Below are 22,108 nucleotides of genomic sequence, written 5' to 3'. Positions count from 1 at the left end.
CGTGCAGTGATGCCACTAATCAGACCCAATCGGACATGAAAATGTGAGATCGGACTACTTATCCTGTGAATTCGGGCGCATAACGAGCAAAATTCGGACATTGGGGGCACAATAGGAGACATGGGAAATCATGTTGGAAACAAAGTAGTACTCATCGGCGCTGGCGACGTTGGAGTTGCTTACGCCTACGCTCTGGTCAACCAGGGCACTGTTGACCACCTGGCCATCATCGACATCGACGAAAAGAAGCTCGAAGGCAACGTCATGGACCTCAACCATGGCGTCGTTTGGGCCCCGTCCCGTACCCGCGTGACCAAGGGCACCTACGAAGACTGCAAGGACGCCTCCATGGTCGTCATCTGTGCCGGTGCTGCGCAGAAGCCTGGTGAGACCCGCCTGCAGCTCGTGGACAAGAACGTCAATATCATGAACTCCATCGTGGCGGACGTCATGAAGAATGACTTCGACGGCATCTTCCTGGTTGCCTCCAACCCGGTGGACTTGCTGACCTATGCAGTGTGGAAGGCCTCGGGCTTCCCGCACGAGCGCGTCATCGGTTCCGGCACCGTTCTGGACTCGGCCCGCTACCGCTACATGCTCTCTGAGATGGATGACGTGGCTCCGACCTCCGTCCACGCCTACATCATCGGTGAGCACGGTGACTCCGAGCTGCCGGTCGTCTCCTCCGCCAACATCGCAGGTGTCTCTCTGTCCCACCGTTCTGAGAAGGACCCGGGCTACAACGAGCGCATCGAGAAGATCTTCGAGGACACCCGCGACGCTGCCTACCACATCATCGATGCTAAGGGCTCCACCTCCTACGGTATCGGCATGGCCCTGGCCCGCATCACCCGCGCGGTCATCCAGAACCAGGCCGTTGCGCTGCCGGTCTCTGCCTACCTCCAGGGCGAGTACGGCCACGAGGATGTCTTCATCGGCACTCCGGCCATCGTTGATCGCTCCGGCGTCAACCGCGTTATCGAGCTGGCCCTCGATGACCACGAGAAGGAGCGCTTTGAGAACTCCTTCAACACGCTCAACACCATCAAGGAAGAAATCTTCGGCTAGTGAAGATCGTCGCCCACAGGGGATACTCCGGGAAATATCCGGAGCTATCCCCTCTTGCCTTTGAGAAAGCGCTCGCGCTTCCCATTCACGGTATCGAGTGCGATATCCGCCTGAGCAGTGATGGCAAGGTGGTGGTTCACCACGATCCCACCCTGGACCGCACCACGAACGGCTCGGGCCGAGTGTCTCGCCTGACCTGGGAGGAGCTGCGCCGCCTGAAGATTGGCGGCGGCCAGCGCATGCTGCTTCTCGACGAGCTCCTTGAGATGCTCGGTGACAAGAAGCATCACCTCTACATTGAGACCAAGCATCCCTCGGGGCAGGGCGACATCCTCGAAGAACAAATGGTGCTGCGGTTGCGCTACGCAGGGCTTCTCGACGACCCCCGGATCCACATGATTTCCTTTTCCCACCGGGCTATTCGTCGAATGGCGGCGCTTGCCCCGCACGTCGACCGCATCTACCTGCGCCGCGATTGGGAGCGCCATTTCAACCGCCCCGACATCCTGTTGTCGCAGCCCACTGGCCTGGGCATGTCGCTGTTGCGCGGCAAGCTGCAGCCCGACGCGATTGGCGCGCACGGCCTACCCACGTACATGTGGACCATCGATAAACCCGAGGACATGAAGTGGGCATGGGCCAACGGAGTGGATATTCTCGCCACGAACCAACCGGAAGTGGCCCTGCATGCCATTGAGCTGTAATGAACAGGTAAGTTGTTCAGTATGGCCAAGAAGAAAAAGAAGAACGAACAGCTGCCGGAGGGCATGTCCCGCCGCCAAGCTAAGCTCGCTGCCCGCGCCGCCGAGCGCGCTGCCCTAGAAAAGGACCCTCGCCCCTTCGGCGGGCTCGCCGCTGAGGCTAGCCTCGTCGCTCTGCAGGAATTTGTTCCTTCCGCAACGGCGAAGCTGTCCGTCAAGGGCTTTGACAAGGACGTTTACGTCGCTACCGTGCTGCCCGGTGCTACCGCGGCGCTCATCCGTGATGAGGAATCCGGTGGTGAGGCCTTCGTGGGACTGCAGGTGCAGTCTCACACGCACAACCCGGGCCGCGACCTGGCTTTCGCCCTGAACTGGGTGAAAAACAACGCGCCGGGCTCCACCCTCGAGTCCACCGCTGCTGATGGCTCCCAGCCGGAGCTCAAGGAGCTGCTGGAAGAGGACGCCGAACTGGAGATCAACGTCTACCAGGACTTCGCGTGGTGGATGCCGGAGGGTGCACAGGTTCCGCCGCAGATGGCGCAGGCTCTGCAGCGCGCCAACGATTCCGTCATCGAGTCCTACCAGGTGGGCCAGGAGGCTGAGGGCTTTGTCGGCACCGCCTTCTGGGCTAACGCCGGGGGCGGCAAGGCCCACATCCGCTGGGTTCGCCCCTGTGATGACGAGAATGCTTTCCTCAACGCGCTGGCGCGCGTGGCTGCTCGCGGCGAGCTCAACTTGGGCGAGGACACCAAGTTCGCCGGTGTCTTCCGCACCCACGGTCTGATCGCCCCGGTCTTTGACCTCGACCCAGAGGTCGCGCACGACTCCTACGAGGCCGAGCTGTCTCGCGTGAACAAGGCGTTGGAGGAGGAGATCTCCAACGACGCCAACCTCGACGCCGATGAGCGCAAGCAGCTGCAGAACATCAAGTCCCGTCAGGTGACGCTGCGCTAATTCCTCGGCGCCTTCGCCCCGAGGCTTAGGTACATATCGATCAAATAGGGCTCCAAAACCACGAGGTTTTGGAGCCCTATTTGATCGAAACGACCGGTCGAAGCCTTAGCGCATGGAGTCCCAAAGTGCTTGGGCCTCGGCGTCATCCCAGAGGACGACATTACCCACGACCGTGTCCTGGAAGCCGCCGATCGGCACAGTCTTCGTCTCCACGCCCGAGGCCATCGACAGTGCCACGCGGGCAAGGTGCCAGACGTGGTCCTTCTCGTTGACGATGAAGGAATCTGCGGTGTGGTTGACCAAGGAGATGGCCTTGAAGGGGTTGCCGATGGTGGAGAAGGACGTTGCCTTATCCAGCAGCGCGGCGAAGAACTCGCGCTGGCGCTCGACGCGGTCCAAGTCACCCATCGCGGTGGCGCGGGTGCGCACGTAGCCGAGGGCATCCGGGCCGCGGAGCTTCTGGCATCCCGCTTGGAGGTCGATGCCGGCGAGCGGATCGTTGATGGGTTCCTTGACACAAATCTCCACGCCGCCCACGGAATCCACGACGTTGGCTAAGCCGCCCATGCCGATCTCCGCATAGTGATCGATGTGGAGGCCGGTGGCTTGTTCCACGGTTTGGGTCAGCAGCTGCGGCCCACCGTAGGTGAAGGCGGCGTTGACCTTGTCCATGCCGAAGCCGGGCACATCGACGTAGCTATCGCGCGGAATGGAGACCAGCTGGGCCTTTCCGGATGCGGGAATGTGCAGAAGCATGATGGTGTCGGTGCGGCCAACTCCTACGTCACCGCCGGTGCCCAGCTCGGCCTGTTGTTCCTCGGTGAGGCCCTGGCGCGAGTCCGAGCCCACCAACAGCCAGTTCGTCCCGGAGGTCGGCGTCACCTGCTCGGAGGGCAAGGCATCGATACGGGTCAGGCGCGAATCCGTCCACAAGGTGAAGGCCACCATGAAGACGAGGGCGATGACGATGAGCCAGCCTAAGCAGCCGAAGACCTGCTTGGCCGGGTTGACCTTCTTGCGGCGGCTATGCGGGCGCCGAGCAGGACGCCCGCGGGACGCAGTCTGTGGGGAGTAGCTGCGCGGCGGTGCGTCGGGGCTTCGCCGGTATGCGCCGGCGGCAGGTTCCCGGGCGGGCATGTTCTGCTGGGGCGCCGGGCGCGGCGATGCGTGCTGAGCCATATAAGCATCGACGTCGAAGCGGGTTTCCTCCGGACGCGAGCGCTGCGCACTGGGGCGCTGAGCGCGAGAAGAAGAGTGCGTGGGATTAGCTCGCTGCCCGGAGGGGCGGCGACGCACCGGGCGTCCATAACGATCCCGCAGGGGCTGCCCGTCAGCGCCAAGGACGAACTCACCGGCATCCTGCCCGGCAGCATGCGCACCGCGCGGGCCATCCGGGCCGTGGGGGTGGGCCGGGCCAGTGGCACCCGCGCGGCGGGAATCGCCGTGGGGATCGCCAGCGCGGCGGGAATCGCGCTCTGGATCGTGTCCTTGGTAGGTCATGGGGAACACTGTACCGCGAAATCACTTCCGCCCCACCTTTCACACAGGGCGCGGTCGTGGTCTTTTCGGTGCCACGAGCCCTCGGCCCGCGCTTAAGCACCGAAGAGCAATGTGTAGCCCACGAAAGCGATGGCGTCGATCAGAAAATGCGCGATGACCAGAGGCCACACCTTCCCCGTGCGGTGGAAGTACCAGCCATAGAGCACGCCCATGATGATATTGCCGAAGCCTGCGGAAACACCCTGGTAGAGGTGATAGGAGCCGCGCAGGATGGAGGAAGCAGCCAGCGTTGCGGGCAGGGCCCACCCAGACTGCTTGAGCCTGGTCATGAACCAGTACACCACCACCAGCTCCTCCGCCCACGCGTTGGCGAAGGACTTGATGAGCAGCACCGGGATCTCAATCCAACTGTCAAAAGCCCCCGGCACCACCTCCTTGGTCCAACCGAAGTGCAGCGCCACGTAATACAGCACCAACCCCGGCAGACCAATGACTGCCGCCAACGCCGCGCCGTGCACACCATCGCGCCACCGCGGGCGGGGCGGGAAAGAGATCAGATAGAGCGCAAGCGCTCCCCACGCGAAAAGCACCGCGGCGCTGCAGAGTTGGAAGGCGAGGTCGAGCAGCGTGGTCGCCGATTGGGAGGCGTTGATGGTGACCGATTGCTCGTTGAGCGGGGCCGGGTTAAGCAAGGCATCAGTCAGCCGCAGCGCGGCGCGCACGCCCGAGATACCAAACGTGATGGTGAGGACGATGAGGATTTCCGCGCGCAGGCGTGAGCGCGCGGTCATGGGTGAAGTACCTGGGCGAGGCCGAGAAGGGAGGCGTCGTCAAGCGTGATTGAACCCAACTGCACGCCCACGGGCGGGTGATCGCGCACCGGCCACGGCACGGAGATGGCAGGCAGCTGCGCCACGTTGAACAACGAACCCCACGGTGACCACCGCGTTTGCTCATCAAAGTTGGCCTGGTGCTCCAGCGCCAGGAAGTGCCCACGCCGGGGCGGATCGAAGGCCAGCATGGGGCTCAAGATGGCATCGACTTCCCACTCTTGTGCCAGCAGCTCCGGCAGCTGCGCGGCGTGCGCGCGGGCTGAGGCGAATTCGGAATCCGTGACGCGCCGGCCCTTCGCACGGATCCACTCCGCGTAACCCTCCGCGAAGTCAAGGCCGGCCAGCCGGCGGCTAAAGATGTGTTGAAAGGCCTCAAAGGTAGTCGCGGCCTGGGGGTAAGGGGAAATGGCCACGGTTTCAAATCCCGCGCCTTCAAAGGTGGCGGTGGCCTCTGCGACCGCGCGCAGCATGTGCGGGGCCACCTCGGTGTTAGCGAAGAGGGGATCCGTCAGCACTCCGATGCGGGCGCGCCGGGCGCGCGGACGAAGGCCGTGCAGCGTTGCGGTATCGGCGATGCTGCGCGTGATGAACCCCTGCACCGAGAGGTCCTCACCGCCGGGCTTGAACCCGACGACGCCACAGGCGGCAGCCGGCACGCGGATGGAGCCTCCGCCGTCGGAGGCATGCGCAGCGCGCAGCAGACCCCGCGCCACCTGGACCGCCGCTCCGCCGGAGGAACCGCCCGGCGTATGGCCCGGGTAGAGCGGATTATCCGGGTGCGCCAGGCCTACAGGTTCGGTGTCCACGCGCAGGCCCAGCTCGGGCGCGGCGGATTTGCCGACGACGAGCGCGCCGGCGTCGATAAGCTCCTGCACGAAAGGATCGGTCTCCTCCGCCACGTAGGCGCGCTCGGCATGACCGAGCGTAGTGGGCATGCCGGCGACGTCATTGAGGTCCTTGACCGAGAGAATCCAGCCGCTCAAGCGCCCGTGCGCCTGCGGCCGGCGCTCGAGGTCGAGGTACGTGAAGCCGTGTTCCGCGGGGTCCAGACCAGATAGATCCTCGCGCAGCTTGTCCAGAGTGAACTCGGTGCTGTCCATGGCGGCTCAGTTTAGTAGTTACGTGAGATAAAGTTGCTGTCATGAGCACCACCATCGCATTCCTCGGGCCCGCCGGAACCTTCACGGAAGCGGCGATGCAGCACTTCGCCGCAGACTTTGCTTCCCCCGAGGGGCTGCCGGTGAACTCGCCGGCCGAGGCGTTGGCAGCGGTGCGCTCAGGTGCGGCGGACTATGCCTGCGTGGCTATCGAAAACTCCGTGGACGGTCCGGTGACTGCCACCTTTGACGCGCTTGCCGACGGCTCCCGGGTCCAGATCTACCGCGAAGTAGACCTGCCGGTGTCCTTCTCCATTCTGGTGCGCCCCGGCACTTCCGCGGAGACTCTTCGCACCTTCTCCACGCATCCTGTGGCCTACCAGCAGGTGCGCGGTTGGTTGGAGCAGAACCTGCCGGGCGTGGACTATGTTCCGGCGGCGTCGAATGGCGCGGCGGCGCAGGCCGTGGCGCGAGGGGAGGTGGATGCCGCGGCTGCCCCGGCACGGGCAGCGGAGGTCTTCGGGCTGGAGTCTCTTGCGGAGAACGTGGCGGATGTCGCGGGGGCCACGACGCGGTTCGTCCTCGTGGGGCCGGCCGGAAAGCCCACCGCGCGGACCGGCAAGGACAGGACGTCCGTCATCTTCACCCTTCCCAATGAGCCCGGCTCCCTGGTTGGGGCCCTGCAGGAATTCGCGCACCGCGGGGTGGACCTCTCCCGCATCGAATCGCGTCCGCTGCGCACCGTCTTCGGTAACTACCGTTTCCATGCCGACCTCATCGGACACATCGAGGACCAGCCGGTCGCGGAGGCGCTGCGGGCGCTGTGGTTGCGCGCGGAGGATGTCGTTTTCGTGGGTTCCTGGCCTTCCGTGGTGGCGCTAGGGGAGGCCCCACGGGATTTGGCGCGGTTGAAAGAGGCCGATGAATGGGTAGCGCAGGCGCGCACCGGCCAATAGTGTGGTGAAGCATGACCGGAAGAATCATCCTGCTGCGCCACGGCCAGACCTTTTCCAATATTGACCGCATCATGGACACCCGCCCGCCGGGCGCCGAGCTCACCGAGCGCGGCCGCGGCCAGGCGGAAGATGTTGGCCGCGAGTTGGCTGAGCTGTGCGCGGGGCGCCGCGTGCGCTTTGTGTGCTCTATTGCCCTGCGCGCCCAGCAGACCGCGATGCTGGCCGCCCGCACATACGGCGAGGCCGCCGATGAGCGCGGTGTTCCGGTGGAGGTTCGCGTGGGCCTGCACGAGGTCTTTGCCGGTGAGCATGAAATGAGTGGCAGCGAGGATACCCACCGCGAATACATGGTGGCGCTGCGCGGCTGGCTCGACGGCGATGAAGCTGCCCGGATGCCTGGCGGTGAGAGCTACGTGGATGTGCTCGAGCGCTACCAACCGGTGTTGGAGGATCTCGCTGCGGAGCTGGAGGATGATGAGGATATAGTCGTCGTCAGCCACGGCGCCGCCATTCGCGTAGTGACGAGACATGCCTGCGGCGTGGACCCAGACTTTGCCTATACCGGCTACATGCCGAACTGCCGCTTTACCCTCATGGAGCCGCAGGGGCAGTCTTTTGGCCAGTGGACACTCAAGCGCTGGGCGGATACCGAAGTCTAACCCGCTGCGGCCACGGTAGGTTTCGTTGTGGCCGCGGTAGGCGCCCCGCTGGGCGCCCCGCTGGGCGCCTACCCCCAGCCGAGCTCGTGGAGGCGGTCCTCCTCGAAACCGAAGTAGTGTCCGACCTCGTGGAAGACGGTCACCATGACCTCGTGGGCCAGCTCCTCTTCCGAGTTGCTCATGGCCTGCAAAGGTTGCCGGTAAATGGAAATGGTATCCGGCAGGTAGCCGGTGTGTGAGGCGGTGCGGTGCGTGAGCATCACGCCCTCATAAAGCCCCAACAGATCCGGGTTATCCGGGTGTTCCTCCTCGACGAGGATGACGAGATTGCGCATCTGGTCGACGAAGCGATCCGGAATCTTATCCAGGGCCTCACCGACTAGCTCTTCGAAGCGTTCCTCGCTGACCTCGTACACGTGCGTACTCCCTGTGAAATAGTCGGGGTTTATTGGGCCGGTGTCGGCGCAGTCGTGGCGGCAGGAGCGGCACTGTCGCCAGCCGGCTGTGCGTTCTCGCCGCCCGGCTGGGCGTTCTGGTCACGCAGCGGGTTGCGCTTCGGCTGCTCGGTGGGTGGGGCACCGTTGATGTTCAGAGAATCTCGTCCCTCCGCAGCGGAGCCGGTAATGGTGGAAAACAGGCCGTCGTTGACGTGGATGAGGGAGCAGTTCACCGAACGGGAGCCGGCTTCCCAGGACTCGCGGTTCATTGCGCCCCAGAAAGGCTGCAGCGTGGATTGGTAGAGGTTTTCCTCGCCGCCTAGGTAGTCCATGGCGTCCTGAGTACACGTTTCGGAGAGGAACTTATCCATGTCCTCGTCGTTGGGGTAACCATCGGGGAATTTCTCGGCCAGGTTAATGACGGATACGGTCTCCATCTGGTGCGGCTCGCTACACGGAACGGTGCTGAGCACTTGGTTTTCGTCCACCTTGCGGCATTCGCCTGGCTTGGCGACGACCGCCTGGTCCACCTCACTGACCTTGCCAGTGGATTCCTGGGGGACCCCATTGGCGTCGGTGGTTTGCAGGCCGCACAGCAAGGTGCGGTCGCCCTGCTCCCAGGAGGCGGCCGGCGGCAGGATGGAGGCGATGTCGTAGCGGCCGTTGGGATCCCACTTGCCGTTGAGGTAGCTCACCGTGGGGGCTTCGCACAGCTCGTCGCGCAGGGCGTTTTGCCGTGTGATGTCGGGGCGCTTGGCATTGGGGCCGAACTCGCTGGTGGGGTAGGCGCTGAGGTCCTCGCGGGAGGAGACCTCGAAGCGGTGCGGCTTATCGCAGCTGGTCTGCTCGAAGCCGGTGGCAGTGCCGTCTGGGGCGATGTCCCACGTCACGCACGAACCAGCGGAGGCGGTAGTAAAGGATGCGATCTCTCCTTCGGAGGGATCGGCGGCCTGACTGCCGTCGGCGCTGGGGGCAGCGGAGCCTTGTGCGGCCGAATCGGTACCGGTTGGCTCGCCGCTAAAGAGGCCGTAGGACGCCATGAAGGCGGCCGCGGCCACGGCTGCAACGAGGACGACGCGGATGGCGGAGGCGGAGCGCCACGCAGATGAAGTGCTCATAGAACTCTTCATACTACTCCCTTAGCGTCCCTGGCTTCTAGCCCGCCCGGCGCCGTGCGGGAGCACGGCGCCGCTAGATACGTGCGCGGGAGACGTGCGTTGTGAGCCGGTAGCGGTCTGTGCGGTAGACCGAGGAGCACCATTCAACCGGTCGGTCCCCCGAGCGGGCGAGGCGGGGGATGTGCAGCAGTGGGGGGCCCGGTGAGACGTCGAGAAGCTCGGCGATGTCCTCCTCTGCCGCGACGGCCGTGACCGTCTGCTCGGCCTCGGTGATGGGAACCTCGAAGGTGCTATCCAAAATCGCGTAGACGGAATTGTAGATGTCATTCTCCAGCAGCGACGGCGCAAAGGTGGAGTTGTACCAGCCATCGTCGATGGAATAGGGCTCGCCATCGCCTAAGCGCAGGCGCCGCAGGTGGGTATGGGCCACGGTGGTTTCCGTGCCGAAAAACTCGCAGACCTCACTGGGGGCGGTGCTGCGCTCGCCCAGCAGGATCCGCGAGGAAGCCTGTACCTTTTGGTAGCCCATCTCATCGGAAAAGGACGCCAGGTGGAGCCGGGAGACCAGTGGATTCGGAGCCACGAAGGTACCTTTACCGCGCACGCGGCGCAGGCGGCCCTCCGCCACCAAGTCACCAATGGCGCGGCGCACGGTGATGCGGGAGACGCCGTAAGTTTCCTCGAGAATGCGCTCGCCCGGGAGGATGTCACCAGGTTTGAGGGTGGTGCGGCAGAGCTCGGAGAGAATATCCCGCAGCTGAGCGTGCTTGGGCACGGGGCCGTCGGTAATAATGTGAGCTGCCATGTTATCCATGATAGCCAGCTGGTTATGACCAGCGCAAAGGTGTGGCCGTGCGCTAGACTATCCGGCGTGATTGATCTCAAATTTCTTCGCGAAAATCCCGATGTCGTCCGCGCCTCCCAGGTAAACCGTGGGGAGGATCCCTCTTTGGTGGACCAGCTGCTCGCTGCTGATGAACAGCGCCGCGCGGCCATTGTGAAGGCTGACCAGCTGCGCTCGGAGCAGAAGGCCTTTGGCAAGAAGATTGGCCAGGCCTCCCCGGAGGAGCGCCCGGCGCTGCTGGAGGGCTCCAATGAGCTGAAGGAAAAAGTCAAGGCGGCCGGCGAGGAAGCGGCCGCGGCCGAAGCCAAGGTAACGGAGCTGCAGTACCAGCTCTCCAACGTGGTGGAGGGTGCCCCGGCTGGTGGCGAGGATGATTTCGTCGTGCTCGAGGAGGTCGGTGAGAAGCCGCAGTTCGACTTTGAACCGAAGGATCACCTGGAATTGGGTGAGACGCTGGGGCTTATCGACGTCAAGCGGGGCGCCAAGGTCGGCGGCGCACGTTTTTACTACCTCACCGGTGATGGCGCCTTCCTGCAGCTGGGCATGCTGATGCTGGCTGCGCAGAAGGCCCGTGAGGCCGGCTTTAGCCTTATGATCCCGCCGGTGCTCGTGCGCCCGGACGTGATGCAGGGCACCGGTTTCTTGGGTCAGCATGCGGATGAGGTCTACTACCTGCCGGCGGATGATCTCTACCTGGTCGGTACTTCGGAGGTGGCTCTGGCTGGCTACCACAAGGAAGAGATCATCGACCTGTCCAAGGGCCCGCTGCAGTATGCGGGCTGGTCCTCCTGCTTCCGCCGCGAGGCGGGTTCGCACGGCAAGGACACCCGCGGCATTCTGCGCGTGCACCAGTTCGACAAGCTGGAGATGTTTGTCTACTGCAAGCCGGAAGACGCCGAGGAGATGCACCAGAAGCTGCTGAACATGGAAAAGGACATGCTCGCGGCGATGGAGCTGCCCTACCGCACCATCGACATCGCGGGCGGAGACCTCGGTTCTTCTGCAGCCCGCAAGTTCGATAACGAGGCGTGGGTGCCCACCCAGGGCACGTACCGCGAGCTCACTTCGACCTCGAACTGCACCACCTTCCAGGCGCGCCGCCTCTCCACGCGCTACCGCGACGAGAACGGCAAGACCCAGTACGCCGCCACGCTCAACGGCACCCTGGCTACCACCCGCTGGCTCGTGGCCATCCTGGAGAACCACCAGCAGGCAGACGGTTCCGTGGTGGTTCCGGAGGCATTGCGCCCATTCGTGGGTAAGGACGTTCTTTACCCCGTAAACTCCTAGAAGAATGACAGGAGGCGCCGCAGGCGCCTCCTCTGATCCCCGGTTGTGCCCTCTTAAGGCCCTAAATCCTCCCTGGAGCATCATGAGCGTTGTGACTAATTTCCTCTACCGGCAGATTACGCACATTGGCCGCGGGGTGACCTTGGCCCAGGGGCTGAAGATGCGCCTGTCCGGCGAGGAGAATATCCCGGATAAGGGCGGGGCCGTCATCGTGTGCAATCACACCGGCTACATGGATTTCCTCTTCGGGGCCTTCTTGGCTTATCGCAAGCGGCGTTTGGTGCGCTACTTGGCTAAAGCCTCCATCTTCCAGACGCCGGTGGCCGGTCAGCTTTTTCAGGTGATGGGGCATGTTCCGGTGGATCGCATCGATGGCGGGGCGTCGATTGTCAAAGGCATCGAGCTGGCCAAGAATGGCGAGCTCGTGGGTGTGTTTGCGGAGGGCACGATTTCCCGCAGCTTCGAGATTCGCAGCATGCGCAACGGTGCGGCGCGTATCGCCCACGGCGCGGGTGTTCCGATCATCCCGCAGGTCATCTTCGGCTCCCAGCGCATTTGGACGAAGGGCCAGAAGAAGCACCTAGGCCGCACCAAGACCCCAGTGCTGATCACGGCTCTTGAGCCCTACTACACCACGGGCGATTTCGATGCGGATATCGCGGAGGTGCGCCGCCGGATGCAGGAGGCTCTGGAGGGGCTGTGGGCTCAGTACGAGGAGGAATTCGGCCCGATGCCGGCTGGCGAATACTGGGTACCGGCCCGTAAGGGTGGGGGCGCGCCGACGCTGGAGGAGGCCGAGGCCCAGGACTCCGAGGTGGAGACTGAGCGCTACCGTGTGCGCCGGCTGCGCGATGATCTGACCAATCTCAAGGAGCACGTGTCCGAGGCCACCGTGGAGCTCATGCGCGACCGGATGGCGTTGATGAAGCCGGGTAGTAATGAGGAAACCGGTACCGCAGAAGCCGGAGCCGAGGCCGCCGAGAAGGACCGCCCGCGTACCGCGCCGGAAACCCTTGAGTGGATCAAGGAAAACCTCAACTCGGTGGTCGAAGAGGCCATGCGCGGTGTCGAGGAGGGCCGCGACAAGGTCACGGGGGTGATGGCGCAACTGAAGTCTGATGTCATGGAGGCCCAAGCTTCCATGGCTGCGAGCAGTAAGGAAATCTTCGCTGGCTCCGTGGTGGAACAGGGGTTGCTCTCCGCGGCGACGCAATCTCGGCTCATTGTCTCGCGCCTGCCCCACCGCGTGAAGGCGCAGTATTCCGAAGTGCCGCGCGTGGTCGTGGCGGATCAGAGCGCGCTGAGCATGGAAAACGGGGAAATCTCGGCGCGGCTCCAAGAAGCGCTGACGCAGCTCCACCCGCAGGTTGAGGAGTTTGTCGTGCTCTCGCCGCAGGGCGAGGTACTGGACGCTGCCGCCTTTGGGGACCTTCCGCAATCGTGTTGGCGCATCGCCTGCTCGGACGGTGCCGAAGGGGTGCAGTTCAACGATGCCCCCGGGGGAGTGGTGGCGACGGCCTCTTCCCCCGCGGAGGGGCTGGCGGCCGTGGTGAAGAAGATTGGGGCCGAGCCGAAGGATCTCTTGTTCTTTGCCAATGAGCCGGGGGATGAAACCTTTGCGGAGGGCGGGGACGGCGTCGCCGTGCGCATGGTGGCGCTTGAGACTGCACCCATTGAGGTGATTAAGGCTGCGCAGGCGGTGACGTATTCCACCGAGCGCTACGGAATGGCCGAGGTGCTGGAGGCGATGGCGCGCTTGCAGTAGGAGAAGAAATAAGTCTTGACACCCTGGACTTAAGAAGCGTTCGCAACGCCCGTTAACACCCCCGGAAGGGGGTGTTATTTTATTTTGTCATCCTATGAAACGGCTTAGAAACTCCAGCTTACGGCGGCGGAACTTACGTGTGAGTAGCGTCTCCAGAGAGAATTTGGCGTGATCTATAGCATTGGCCGTGGGAGAAAACTTCTTCTTCATTCGCCTTTCGAGCAGGTGGCCGAGGTGTCGGTGCACAGGACGCGCGTGGTGGATGAGCGCAACATGCTGCGCACACCGTCAACTGGACAGGACTTTCTGACGCCGTGCAGCGAGAGAGGAGACTCGGTCAACAATGACCACGACGAGTATTAACAGCTTCAACCCTGAGTATTTTGAAAAGACGTGGAACGACTACTCCACCGAGGACTATGACGTCGTCATCATCGGCGGAGGTTCCGTAGGCGCCGGTGCTGCACTGGATGCGGCCACTCGTGGCCTGAAGACGGCTGTGCTGGAATCCCAAGACTTTGCGGCGGGCACGTCTTCGCGTTCCTCCAAGATGTTCCACGGTGGCCTGCGCTACCTGGCAATGTTCGACTTCCGCCTCGTTGCGGAGTCCCTCAAGGAGCGCGAGCTCAACATGTCGACCCTAGCGCCGCACCTGGTCAAGCCGCTGAAGTTCATCTTCCCGCTGACCCACCGCGGCTGGGAGCGCGTCATGATGTTCGGTGGCTTTACCCTCTATGACCTGATGGGCGGAGCCAAGAGCGTCCCGATGCAGAAGCACCTCACCCGCAAGGGCGTGCTGAAGGTGACCCCGGGCCTCAAGGAGGACGCCGTCGTCGGTGGCGTGCGCTACTATGACACGCTTGTCGACGACGCCCGCCACACCATGACCGTCCTGCGCACTGCCGCCGAGTATGGCGCTAGCGTGCGCACCGGCACTGAGGTGATTGGCTTTGAGAAGGACGGCCGCGGCCGCATCACTGCCGCGAAGGTCCGGGACCTGGAAACAGGCCGCGAGACCACCGTGAAGGGCAAGGCCTTCATTAACGCGACCGGTGTGTGGAACGACAAGATTCAGGAGATGGCGGGCGCTGAAGGCAAGTTCACCGTCCACGCTTCCAAGGGCGTTCACATCGTGGTCCCGAAGGATGCCCTCGACGCCGACGCCGCGCTGTGCTTCGTCACCGAAAAGTCCGTGCTCTTCGTCATCCCGTGGGGTGAGTACTGGATCATCGGCACCACCGACACCGATTGGGAGAAGGGCCTGTCCCTGCCGGATCCGGCGCCGACCAAGGCGGATATCGACTACATCCTGGATGAGGTCAACCAGCGCGTGCGCGACAAGATCACCCGCGATGACATCGTCGGCGTGTACTCCGGTCTGCGCCCGTTGCTGTCCGGCAAGTCCGATTCCACCACTAACCTGTCGCGCAACCACGCCGTTGCCCGCGTCGCACCGGGCATGGTGTCCGTCGCCGGTGGTAAGTACACGACCTACCGCGTCATCGGCAAGGACGCGGTGGATCTGGCCGCGAAGGAGCTGGGGACCAAGGTGGCTGAGTCCGTGACCGAGCGCACCCCGATTCTGGGTGCGGACGGCTACCACGCACTGGCTAACCAGGTTCCGGCACTGGCCCGCCGCTACAACCTCGACGAGGACCGCATCGAGCACCTGCTCGGCCGCTACGGCTCGCTGATCGGTGAGGTCCTCGCCCCGGCTGCTGACGACGCCACGCTGCTCGAGTCGGTTCTGGGTGCCGAGAGCTACATCTGGGCAGAGGTGCGCTACGCCGTGACCCACGAGGGTGCCCTGCACATCGACGACATCGTCTCCCGCCGCCTGCGCGTGGCCATCGAGTTCGCCGACCGCGGCGTCGCTGCCGCACAGCCGATCGCTGAGTTCGTCGCCCCGCTGCTGGGCTGGGATCAGACCGATATCGAGCGGGAAGTCTCCCACTTCACCAAGCACACTGAGGCAGAGCTCGCCGCTGAGGCAGCGCTGACCGACCGTGAAGCAAACGACATCCTCGAGCGCGCAGGAAGCGCACGAGCCACCAAGGAAGAAGCCTAAAAGTCACGGGGCCTAGCGAGCGGTGGATATCCCTCGCTGGGCCCTTGGCCTAGGCAGATAAGAAAGGACATCTTATGACCGGAATGGATGCATTCCTGTGGGAGTTCATCGGCACTGCACTGCTGCTCCTGCTCGGCAACGGCGTGTGCGCCGTTGTGAACCTCCGAACTTCTGGCGCGCGCGGTTCGGACTGGATCGTCATCGCTATGGGCTGGGGCCTCGCGGTTTTCATCGGCGCTAGTGTCGCGGACCCCTCCGGCGGTCACCTCAACCCGGCGGTCACCATCATGCTGGCGGTGAACGGTTCCCTTGAATGGGGCCTCGTTCCCTACTACCTGCTGGGGCAAATTCTCGGCGCCATGCTTGGTGCATTCCTTGCCTGGGCTACGTTTAAGCAGCTTTTCGACGCCAACAACCTCGATGAAGCCGGCAACGTCACCGGCGCCAACAAGAACACTGGGGGGATTTTCTTTACCGCCCCGGCGCACCCGAACAACGGCTGGAACGCAGCCACCGAGTTCATCGCTACCTGCGTACTGCTCATGTTCATCGCCTTTGGCCCGGCCGGCGGCGAGTTGGGTCCGCTGAAGTACTTCGCCGTTGCCTTCGTCGTCGTGTCTGTGGGCCTGTCCCTCGGCACCGCTACCGGCTACGCGATCAACCCGGTCCGTGACCTCGGACCCCGCATCATGTACGCCTTCGTCCTCCCCATCAAGGACAAGGGCAGCGCCAACTGGGGTTATGCCTGGGTTCCGGTGGTTGCACCGACCTTGGCGGCCGTCGCTGTCGGCCTGCTGTCCATGGCTCTCTAAAAATCAGACCTTCACTACTCAGAAACGGAGAACACAATGTCTACCAAGCGCTACGTTGCAGCGATTGACCAAGGAACTACGTCCACCCGCTGCATCATTTTCAACCACGACGGCGAGCAGGTGTCCGTCGGCCAGCTCGAGCACGAGCAGATTTTCCCGGAGAAGGGCTGGGTCGAGCATGACCCGGAGGAAATCTGGAGCAACACCCGCCGCGCTGTGGGTGAAGCTTTGGCCAACGGCGACATCAATGTCGAAGATATCGCAGCACTTGGCATTACCAATCAGCGTGAGACCACCGTCGTGTGGGACAAGAACACGGGTAAGCCGGTATACAACGCCATCGTGTGGCAGGACACCCGCACCACCGAGATTTGTAAGGAACTCGCTGGTGATGAAGGTGCGGACAAGTGGCGTCGCCGCACCGGCCTCATCATCAACTCCTACCCAGCCGGCCCGAAGGTGAAGTGGATCCTCGATAACGTCGAGGGCGCCCGCGAGCGCGCGGAGAAGGGCGAGCTGCTCTTCGGCACCATCGATACCTGGCTCCTGTGGAACCTCACCGGTGGCGCCGACGGCGACAACGGCCAGGAAGCCCTGCACGCCACCGATGTCACCAACGCTTCCCGTACCCTCCTCATGGACATCGAGAAGCTCGAGTGGGATGAGGAACTGTGCAAGGAGATGGGGATTCCCACCTCCATGCTGCCGGAGATCCGCCCGTCCCTGGGCGACTTCCGCACCGTCCGCGAGCGCGGCTCGCTGTCCGGTGTGCCGATTCGCGCCATCCTGGGCGACCAGCAGGCCGCCATGTTTGGCCAGGGCTGCTTCCGCCCGGGTTCTGCTAAGAACACCTACGGGACCGGTCTGTTCCTCCTGCTCAACACCGGTACCACCCCGAAGTTCTCCGAGAACGGTCTGTTGACTACCGTGTGCTTCCAGCGCGAGGGCGAGCGCCCGGTGTACGCGCTCGAGGGTTCCGTCTCCATGGGTGGTTCCCTGGTGCAGTGGCTGCGCGATAACCTGCAGCTCATCCCGAACTCCGCGTCCATTGAGAACCTGGCTCGCGAGGTCAAGGACAACGGCGGCGTCTACATCGTGCCGGCTTTCTCGGGACTTTTCGCTCCGTACTGGCGCCCGGATGCCCGCGGTGTCATCGTTGGTCTGACCCGCTACGCCAACCGCAAGCACCTGGCCCGCGCCGTGCTCGAGTCCACCGCGTACCAGACTCGCGACGTCGCCGATGCCATGGTGGCGGACTCCGGCGTGGAGATCACCGAGCTGCGCGTCGACGGCGGCATGACCATGAACGAGCTGCTCATGCAGTTCCAGGCGGACATGCTTGGCGTGGAGGTCCACCGCCCGAAGAACGTGGAGACCACCGCTACCGGTGCGGCCTTCGCTGCGGGTCTCGATTCCGGTTTCTGGGATGACCTCAGCGTACTGGGCTCCCAGCAGGGCGACTTCAAGGTCTGGAAGCCGCAGCGCGAGAAGGACGAAGTCGAGGCTCTCTACCGCGACTGGAAGCGCGCCATCAAGCGTTCCCTGAACTGGGAAGACGTGGACGATGACGACGTTATCGCTTAAGGGCTAAGTAGCAGTCTTTGCAGGCAAGCGCGGCTGTCACGAGCATTCTCGTGGCGGCCGCCTTCGTCGTTGTGCGAGTGGCGGGCTGCGGCACGGTGGTGGGGAGCCAACGCTGCAGTGGACGTTGTTGTGGCCACCAGCGTTGCGGGTGCGCTCTTGTGTGCATCGCTCTGACGTAGACTCAGGGCTATGGCCAGTGACGTATTTTCGGACCGCGCTCCGCGCCTCATCATCAGTGACATCGATGGTACCTTGTTGGACCGGAACCACCGAGTTCCCAGGCGAAACCGCGAGGCAGTGGCCCGAGCAGTTGCCGCGGGCAGCGAGTTTGCGCTGGCGACCGGCCGGCCCTTCCGCTGGATCATGCCCGTACTGGAGCAGCTGACCGTGCGCCCGGTGTGCGTGACATCAAATGGCGCGGTGATTTATGACTCGGCAGAAGACCGCGTGCTCTCCGCCCACGAGCTCTCGCCTGAAGCCCTCGCGGAAATCGTGGAGGTGGCCACGAAGGTACTCGAGCCCCATGGCGGTGTTGGCTTCGGCGCGGAGCGCACGGGAGGCTCGGTCTTGGATCCGGTGGAGGAACTCTTCGTGGTGGAATCGCACTATTCGGAGAACGCGCTTTTTGAAGGCTTCGGCCTCGTGAGCGTCGGCGAATTGGTGTCCCGACCGGCGGTGAAGCTGCTGATCCGCAACACCGCGTTCTCCGCACCGGAACTCTACGAGCTTATTGCTCCGCACATCGATTCCGAGCTGGCCCACGTGACCTACTCAATGTCCGAGGGGATCCTCGAGGTGGCGGCCCCCAACGTGACGAAGCGGCGCGGAATTAAGTGGCTGGCCGAGCATCACGGTATCGCCCGCGAAGACATCATCGCCTTTGGCGATATGCCCAACGATATCGAGATGCTCGAGTGGGCAGGTTGCGGGGTTGCCATGGAGAACGCTCACCCAGAGGTCATGGAGGCGGCAGATGCGGTGACGGTAGCGCATCACCAGGCAGGTGTGGCAAAGGTGCTTGAGCGATGGTTCTAGTGCTGCTGTACCCCGCCGCGCTGTAGCCGTGAAGCCCAGCGCTACCTGCCCTTTTTCTAGCAGATTCTGAGAGTTTTCTGCCTCCGGTTGCGGGGTGTGTGGTGGTGTTTTAGTCTCGTGGGCATGGGGGATTTGGAGACTTATTTCTCCTATCGCAGTTCGGGGTTGGATCTTGTGGGGCTTGCGGTAGGCAGTGTGGATGATTTACGCGCGCGTGGTGCTTCTGTGGCTGATGCTGCGGAGTTGACTGGGCTGCATGCGGTGTATTTCGGGCCGACGCGTTTTAGCGGCAAGCAGCGCCAGGCGCGTGCGGCCGCGGTTTCTCAAAGGCATGATCTGGCGACGTTGAGCTTGATTGAGTCGTATACCGGCAGGGTGAAAAAGGAGTTGGATGCGTGGAATCTGCGCGTTCGGCTTGCGGCGACTCCGGCACACCGTATCCCGAAAGTGGCGAAGGAACGGTTGAAGCAGTTGCGGCCGCGGCGGGTGCCTGAACCTGGGGTGCGGTTGACGTATCGAAAGTCGGGTCCGCATTCGTTGACGATTACTGATTCAGCCTTGCGCATTAGTGAGATGCGCGGAACCTTGGAGTCGATTAATTCGGCTGATTTGTTGGATGCGGCAGGCCAGGTGTTCTTTGCTAAGGCTCATGGGGGAAGCAAGCCTGCGGTAGCGACCAATGTGGTGGTCACCTTGGATGAGTTGGATCAGATCGTGCGCGGTGAGGGCGATGATATTGAGCTTGTGCTTACCAACGGTGGGCGGATGACGGGTCGGGAGTTTGTAACCTATAAGTTTGCCGAGGTTGGGTATGTGACGTTGGTGCATCCAACGATTGGGCCGGTGTGGTTGCATCGGGTGCGGCGTTTAGCTGGGTTTGAGCAGCGGTTAATGGCCAGTGCGGAGCATCCGACGTGTGCGCGTGAAGGGTGCAATAAGCCGGCTGATTATTGTCAGGTGCATCATTTGGTGCCGTGGAAAGCTGGTGGGGCGACGGATCCGCCGAATTTGACGATGTTATGTGCGTATCACAATGGCATCAATGATGATGACCCGGATAAGCCGACTGGTGCTGGCTATGTCTTCCGGTTGCGGGGCGGGGTGGATTATGTGCCACCCTGGGCGGAGCCGATTACTTCCCAGGCGGCCTACAAGGCAGCACAAGCAGCGTTGAAGCAGCAGGCCAACGGGGGCGTAGTGGGCGGATCCCCGCCGGATACCTAAATCCAATAGATAACATGCCGAAGCGGGAGCCACCGAGGTGGCTCCCGCAATATCGGCGATCCCACAGGGCTGTGCGCGTGAGTTTTGCGCACACGCGGTGCGGCTGGGATTAGTTCGTGAAGACCTGAATCTGCTCAGTCTCCGGGTTGTAGACAATGGAACCGCCCTGGAACTGCACGCGGACTTCCTTGCCGAAGCCGGTGGGGAGTTCGTCGGAGGTCGGTAGGCCGAGCGTCGCCGCGTTGTTGCCCGAGGCCCATTCCTTCGCGATGCGTCCCACCAGCGCGTGCGTACCGGTCTCTTCGGAGCTCAGCACGACGCCGTTCTGGAAGAGCTGGTAGATGATGCCGGCCGACTCATCCGGACCGCCAACAGCCAGGCCCAGAGCCGGGCCGAAGGCGTTAAGGACTGCCGTCCACGTTTCCTTCAGGCCCTCGTTCTTGCTCAGGGAAAGCACCTTGGTCACGATCCCCGGGATCTGCTCCACCGGCAGGCCATTGACCGTCTGGTTCATGTCAACCTGGTGCTCGGAGCGGGCATACATAATGGCGAAGAGGGTGCCAGCCAGGCCGACTAGTGCGGTGATGGTGCTCATCGGGATTTCAGTATCGCCCAGCGAGGACGTTGCCTCCTGTGCGGGAGCTGCCGGTGCAGGAGCGGAAGGCGCGTGGTTGTCGTTCGGCGTGGAGTCGGAGGTATCCGGCGTAGGGGTATCCACGCTGCCCCAGTCCGTGGAGGTCGAACCAGACGCGCCCGACTTGATGGCGAGGTACTTCTTATGCGCTGCCGCACGGATCTGCGGCCAGCGGGCAATGGTGTACTGGCCCGGGCACGCGGTGTAGTGAACGTCGCTGTGGCCGAAGAAACCGTAGACTGGGGCATCCGAACCGGCCGGGTACTTCGAGCCGCGGAAGTTCTCCGCCGAGCGCAGGGAAACGCGGGAGGTCGGATCAACACCGGAAATCGCGCCCTTCCAGCCGGCAAGATCGGTGACGGACTCCAGCAAGGCCTCCGTCGGCTGGGCCGTCTCGTAGTTACCAATCATGGAAATGCCCCACGTATTCCGGTTGAAGCCACCGATGTGGGCGCCCTGCACGGCTTCATCGAGTCCGCCGTAGCGGCCCTCGTAGATGGTGCCGTACTTATCCACCAGCGCGTTGTATCCGATATCGCACCATCCCAGGTTCTGCGCATGGTACTTGTACGCGGCGCGCACCTGCGCGGCCGCCTGCGCGCGGGTGTAGTTATTGGAACCCGCGGTGTGGTGTAGCGCAATGGCCTTCACGCCGTCGTCATAGTCAGCGCCCTTGCAACGGATATTCTCATCCGCGCCCCAACCTGCGCGCGAGACCACGCGCGGCATGCCATCGGTCTCAGCGGTCGGCTCAATAACCTCGCCCTCCTGGGCGTTGCCGTCCATGAAGACCGCCTCGAGGCCTTCCACGTCGCTATTGGCGGGAAGTTCTTCGGTCTCAGCGACGGGGGCGATGTCGCCGACGTTGAAGGAGGCGTCGTCAAGCGCGGCGTCCTCAACGGGGGTTTCGGTGAACTCTTCGTCCAAGTTCGAGCCAGTCACCAGATCCACATTGTTGATGGAGACCTGCACGTCGTTGGTATCGCCCACGAAGATGAGCTCGGTGCCATTCGTAGCGTTGGGGTCATCGTTGTTGTAGGACATAGAGTCCATGTCGTACCACTCGGACCAAGACCCGTCTGGTTGCTTGGCGCGGGCGAAGGCTGCGACGTCGCGCGCACCCTTCCACGTGACGGCGAAAGAAGAGAAGGTCTCATCGCGGTGGAATTGCTTGACGGCGCGCGGGCCTTCGCCCTCGCCCTGGGCGGCGATGGCCGGGTCATCCACCACGACCGTTTCGCCCGACCCGAATGATTCAGAGGCCGAGCTTACTTCGATGGGGCCGCTGCCCGCTTCCTGGGTATGGATAAGGGTTTGGCCGCCCACGGCTGCGGCAGCGACCACAGCGATCGAGGTGACCGTGGCGATAACCGGCGTAGACCACGTCGATTTCGCGGGAACAAGACGACGTTTGAGGTGCACTATTACTCCCTAGGATGGTGTGCGCCACGAGGTTAAGAGGAGCGCAAAAAGTTAACTAACGGGACAAATGTTACGCCAGGTGTTGGAGTGAAAGAAGGTGTGACACG

Annotated in this window: 20 protein-coding genes; 13 read left to right on the top strand and 7 right to left on the bottom strand. The window is 63.2% G+C overall.

Features of this window, described 5'->3' with window-relative positions; translation table 11 throughout:
- The first annotated feature begins 120 nt into the window (after window positions 1-120).
- From HMPREF3056_RS05640 to HMPREF3056_RS05630, 3 genes are read left to right on the top strand one after another with little or no spacing between them, the layout of a single operon-like run.
- The gene (locus HMPREF3056_RS05640; RefSeq protein WP_070517759.1) at window positions 121-1,068 is read left to right on the top strand and encodes an L-lactate dehydrogenase; all 948 of its coding nucleotides are present in this window, start codon (window positions 121-123) and stop codon (window positions 1,066-1,068) included.
- A complete protein-coding gene (locus HMPREF3056_RS05635; RefSeq protein ID WP_070682201.1) occupies window positions 1,068-1,772 on the top strand; it encodes a glycerophosphodiester phosphodiesterase family protein in 705 nt (234 codons plus the stop codon). Before HMPREF3056_RS05640 ends, HMPREF3056_RS05635 begins: the two co-directional genes overlap by 1 nt.
- A 21-nt stretch (window positions 1,773-1,793) precedes the next feature.
- Window positions 1,794-2,723: a DUF5926 family protein gene (locus HMPREF3056_RS05630; RefSeq protein WP_070682204.1), complete on the top strand. Its 930-nt coding sequence runs from the start codon at window positions 1,794-1,796 to the stop codon at window positions 2,721-2,723.
- Window positions 2,724-2,828: 105 nt separating this feature from the next.
- On the opposite strand, the gene HMPREF3056_RS05625 is transcribed toward HMPREF3056_RS05630, so the two are convergent.
- The 3 genes from HMPREF3056_RS05625 to HMPREF3056_RS05615 all read right to left on the bottom strand — a co-directional run bounded on the left by HMPREF3056_RS05625 (window position 2,829) and on the right by HMPREF3056_RS05615 (window position 6,156).
- Entirely contained in the window at window positions 2,829-4,223 is a 1,395-nt protein-coding gene (locus HMPREF3056_RS05625) for an LCP family protein (RefSeq protein WP_082254424.1), read from the bottom strand.
- 92 nt (window positions 4,224-4,315) lie between these two features.
- Window positions 4,316-5,014, bottom strand: a complete 699-nt coding sequence (locus tag HMPREF3056_RS05620) for a CPBP family intramembrane glutamic endopeptidase (protein WP_046647622.1) — start codon at window positions 5,012-5,014, stop codon at window positions 4,316-4,318.
- Window positions 5,011-6,156 (bottom strand): amidase, encoded by a 1,146-nt coding sequence (locus HMPREF3056_RS05615; protein WP_070682208.1) that lies wholly within the window; start codon window positions 6,154-6,156, stop codon window positions 5,011-5,013. The genes HMPREF3056_RS05620 and HMPREF3056_RS05615 overlap by 4 nt, the downstream gene beginning before the upstream one ends.
- 41 nt (window positions 6,157-6,197) lie before the next feature.
- Between HMPREF3056_RS05615 and pheA the strand changes: the two genes are divergently transcribed.
- Window positions 6,198-7,109 carry a prephenate dehydratase gene (gene pheA / locus HMPREF3056_RS05610; protein WP_049156889.1) on the top strand — a complete coding sequence of 304 codons (912 nt, stop codon included), beginning with the start codon at window positions 6,198-6,200 and terminating at the stop codon, window positions 7,107-7,109.
- A gap of 11 nt (window positions 7,110-7,120) precedes the next feature.
- Window positions 7,121-7,768 carry a histidine phosphatase family protein gene (locus HMPREF3056_RS05605; RefSeq protein ID WP_070682210.1) on the top strand — a complete coding sequence of 216 codons (648 nt, stop codon included), beginning with the start codon at window positions 7,121-7,123 and terminating at the stop codon, window positions 7,766-7,768.
- Window positions 7,769-7,836: 68 nt separating this feature from the next.
- Here the strand turns inward: HMPREF3056_RS05605 and HMPREF3056_RS05600 are convergent, their stop codons facing one another.
- The 3 genes from HMPREF3056_RS05600 to HMPREF3056_RS05590 form a co-directional block, all read right to left on the bottom strand.
- Entirely contained in the window at window positions 7,837-8,184 is a 348-nt protein-coding gene (locus tag HMPREF3056_RS05600) for a metallopeptidase family protein (protein ID WP_070682213.1), read from the bottom strand.
- A gap of 29 nt (window positions 8,185-8,213) precedes the next feature.
- The gene (locus HMPREF3056_RS05595; RefSeq protein ID WP_070682216.1) at window positions 8,214-9,323 is read right to left on the bottom strand and encodes a septum formation family protein; all 1,110 of its coding nucleotides are present in this window, start codon (window positions 9,321-9,323) and stop codon (window positions 8,214-8,216) included.
- A 73-nt stretch (window positions 9,324-9,396) separates the two neighbouring features.
- The gene (locus tag HMPREF3056_RS05590; protein ID WP_141759846.1) at window positions 9,397-10,128 is read right to left on the bottom strand and encodes a GntR family transcriptional regulator; all 732 of its coding nucleotides are present in this window, start codon (window positions 10,126-10,128) and stop codon (window positions 9,397-9,399) included.
- Window positions 10,129-10,194: 66 nt separating this feature from the next.
- On the opposite strand from HMPREF3056_RS05590, the gene serS reads away from it, so the two are divergent.
- The 8 genes from serS (at window position 10,195) to HMPREF3056_RS05555 (ending at window position 19,945) form a co-directional block, all read left to right on the top strand.
- Entirely contained in the window at window positions 10,195-11,457 is a 1,263-nt protein-coding gene (serS, locus tag HMPREF3056_RS05585) for a serine--tRNA ligase (protein ID WP_070517750.1), read from the top strand.
- A gap of 82 nt (window positions 11,458-11,539) precedes the next feature.
- A complete protein-coding gene (locus HMPREF3056_RS05580) occupies window positions 11,540-13,222 on the top strand; it encodes a lysophospholipid acyltransferase family protein (RefSeq protein ID WP_070754321.1) in 1,683 nt (560 codons plus the stop codon).
- Between the two features lie 168 nt (window positions 13,223-13,390).
- Complete coding sequence (locus HMPREF3056_RS13450; RefSeq protein WP_141745867.1) at window positions 13,391-13,585, top strand: hypothetical protein; 195 nt, start codon at window positions 13,391-13,393, stop codon at window positions 13,583-13,585.
- Window positions 13,566-15,290, top strand: a complete 1,725-nt coding sequence (locus HMPREF3056_RS05575; RefSeq protein WP_070510894.1) for a glycerol-3-phosphate dehydrogenase/oxidase — start codon at window positions 13,566-13,568, stop codon at window positions 15,288-15,290. Before HMPREF3056_RS13450 ends, HMPREF3056_RS05575 begins: the two co-directional genes overlap by 20 nt.
- A 74-nt stretch (window positions 15,291-15,364) precedes the next feature.
- A complete protein-coding gene (locus HMPREF3056_RS05570; protein ID WP_070510896.1) occupies window positions 15,365-16,102 on the top strand; it encodes an MIP/aquaporin family protein in 738 nt (245 codons plus the stop codon).
- A 36-nt stretch (window positions 16,103-16,138) separates the two neighbouring features.
- Entirely contained in the window at window positions 16,139-17,686 is a 1,548-nt protein-coding gene (gene glpK / locus HMPREF3056_RS05565; protein WP_070510899.1) for a glycerol kinase GlpK, read from the top strand.
- 189 nt (window positions 17,687-17,875) lie between these two features.
- On the top strand, window positions 17,876-18,721 hold the full coding sequence (locus HMPREF3056_RS05560) for a Cof-type HAD-IIB family hydrolase (protein WP_070510901.1): 846 nt from the start codon (window positions 17,876-17,878) through the stop codon (window positions 18,719-18,721).
- Between the two features lie 123 nt (window positions 18,722-18,844).
- The gene (locus HMPREF3056_RS05555) at window positions 18,845-19,945 is read left to right on the top strand and encodes an HNH endonuclease signature motif containing protein (RefSeq protein ID WP_070754325.1); all 1,101 of its coding nucleotides are present in this window, start codon (window positions 18,845-18,847) and stop codon (window positions 19,943-19,945) included.
- A 109-nt stretch (window positions 19,946-20,054) separates the two neighbouring features.
- On the opposite strand, the gene HMPREF3056_RS05550 is transcribed toward HMPREF3056_RS05555, so the two are convergent.
- Window positions 20,055-22,001 carry an N-acetylmuramoyl-L-alanine amidase gene (locus HMPREF3056_RS05550; RefSeq protein ID WP_070754320.1) on the bottom strand — a complete coding sequence of 649 codons (1,947 nt, stop codon included), beginning with the start codon at window positions 21,999-22,001 and terminating at the stop codon, window positions 20,055-20,057.
- Window positions 22,002-22,108 lie beyond the last annotated feature (107 nt).

Source organism: Corynebacterium sp. HMSC056F09, from assembly GCF_001815785.1.
Taxonomy (GTDB): domain Bacteria; phylum Actinomycetota; class Actinomycetes; order Mycobacteriales; family Mycobacteriaceae; genus Corynebacterium; species Corynebacterium hiratae.
Note: the sequence above shows the minus strand (reverse complement) of the source record. Positions and strands in the feature narration are given on the sequence as shown.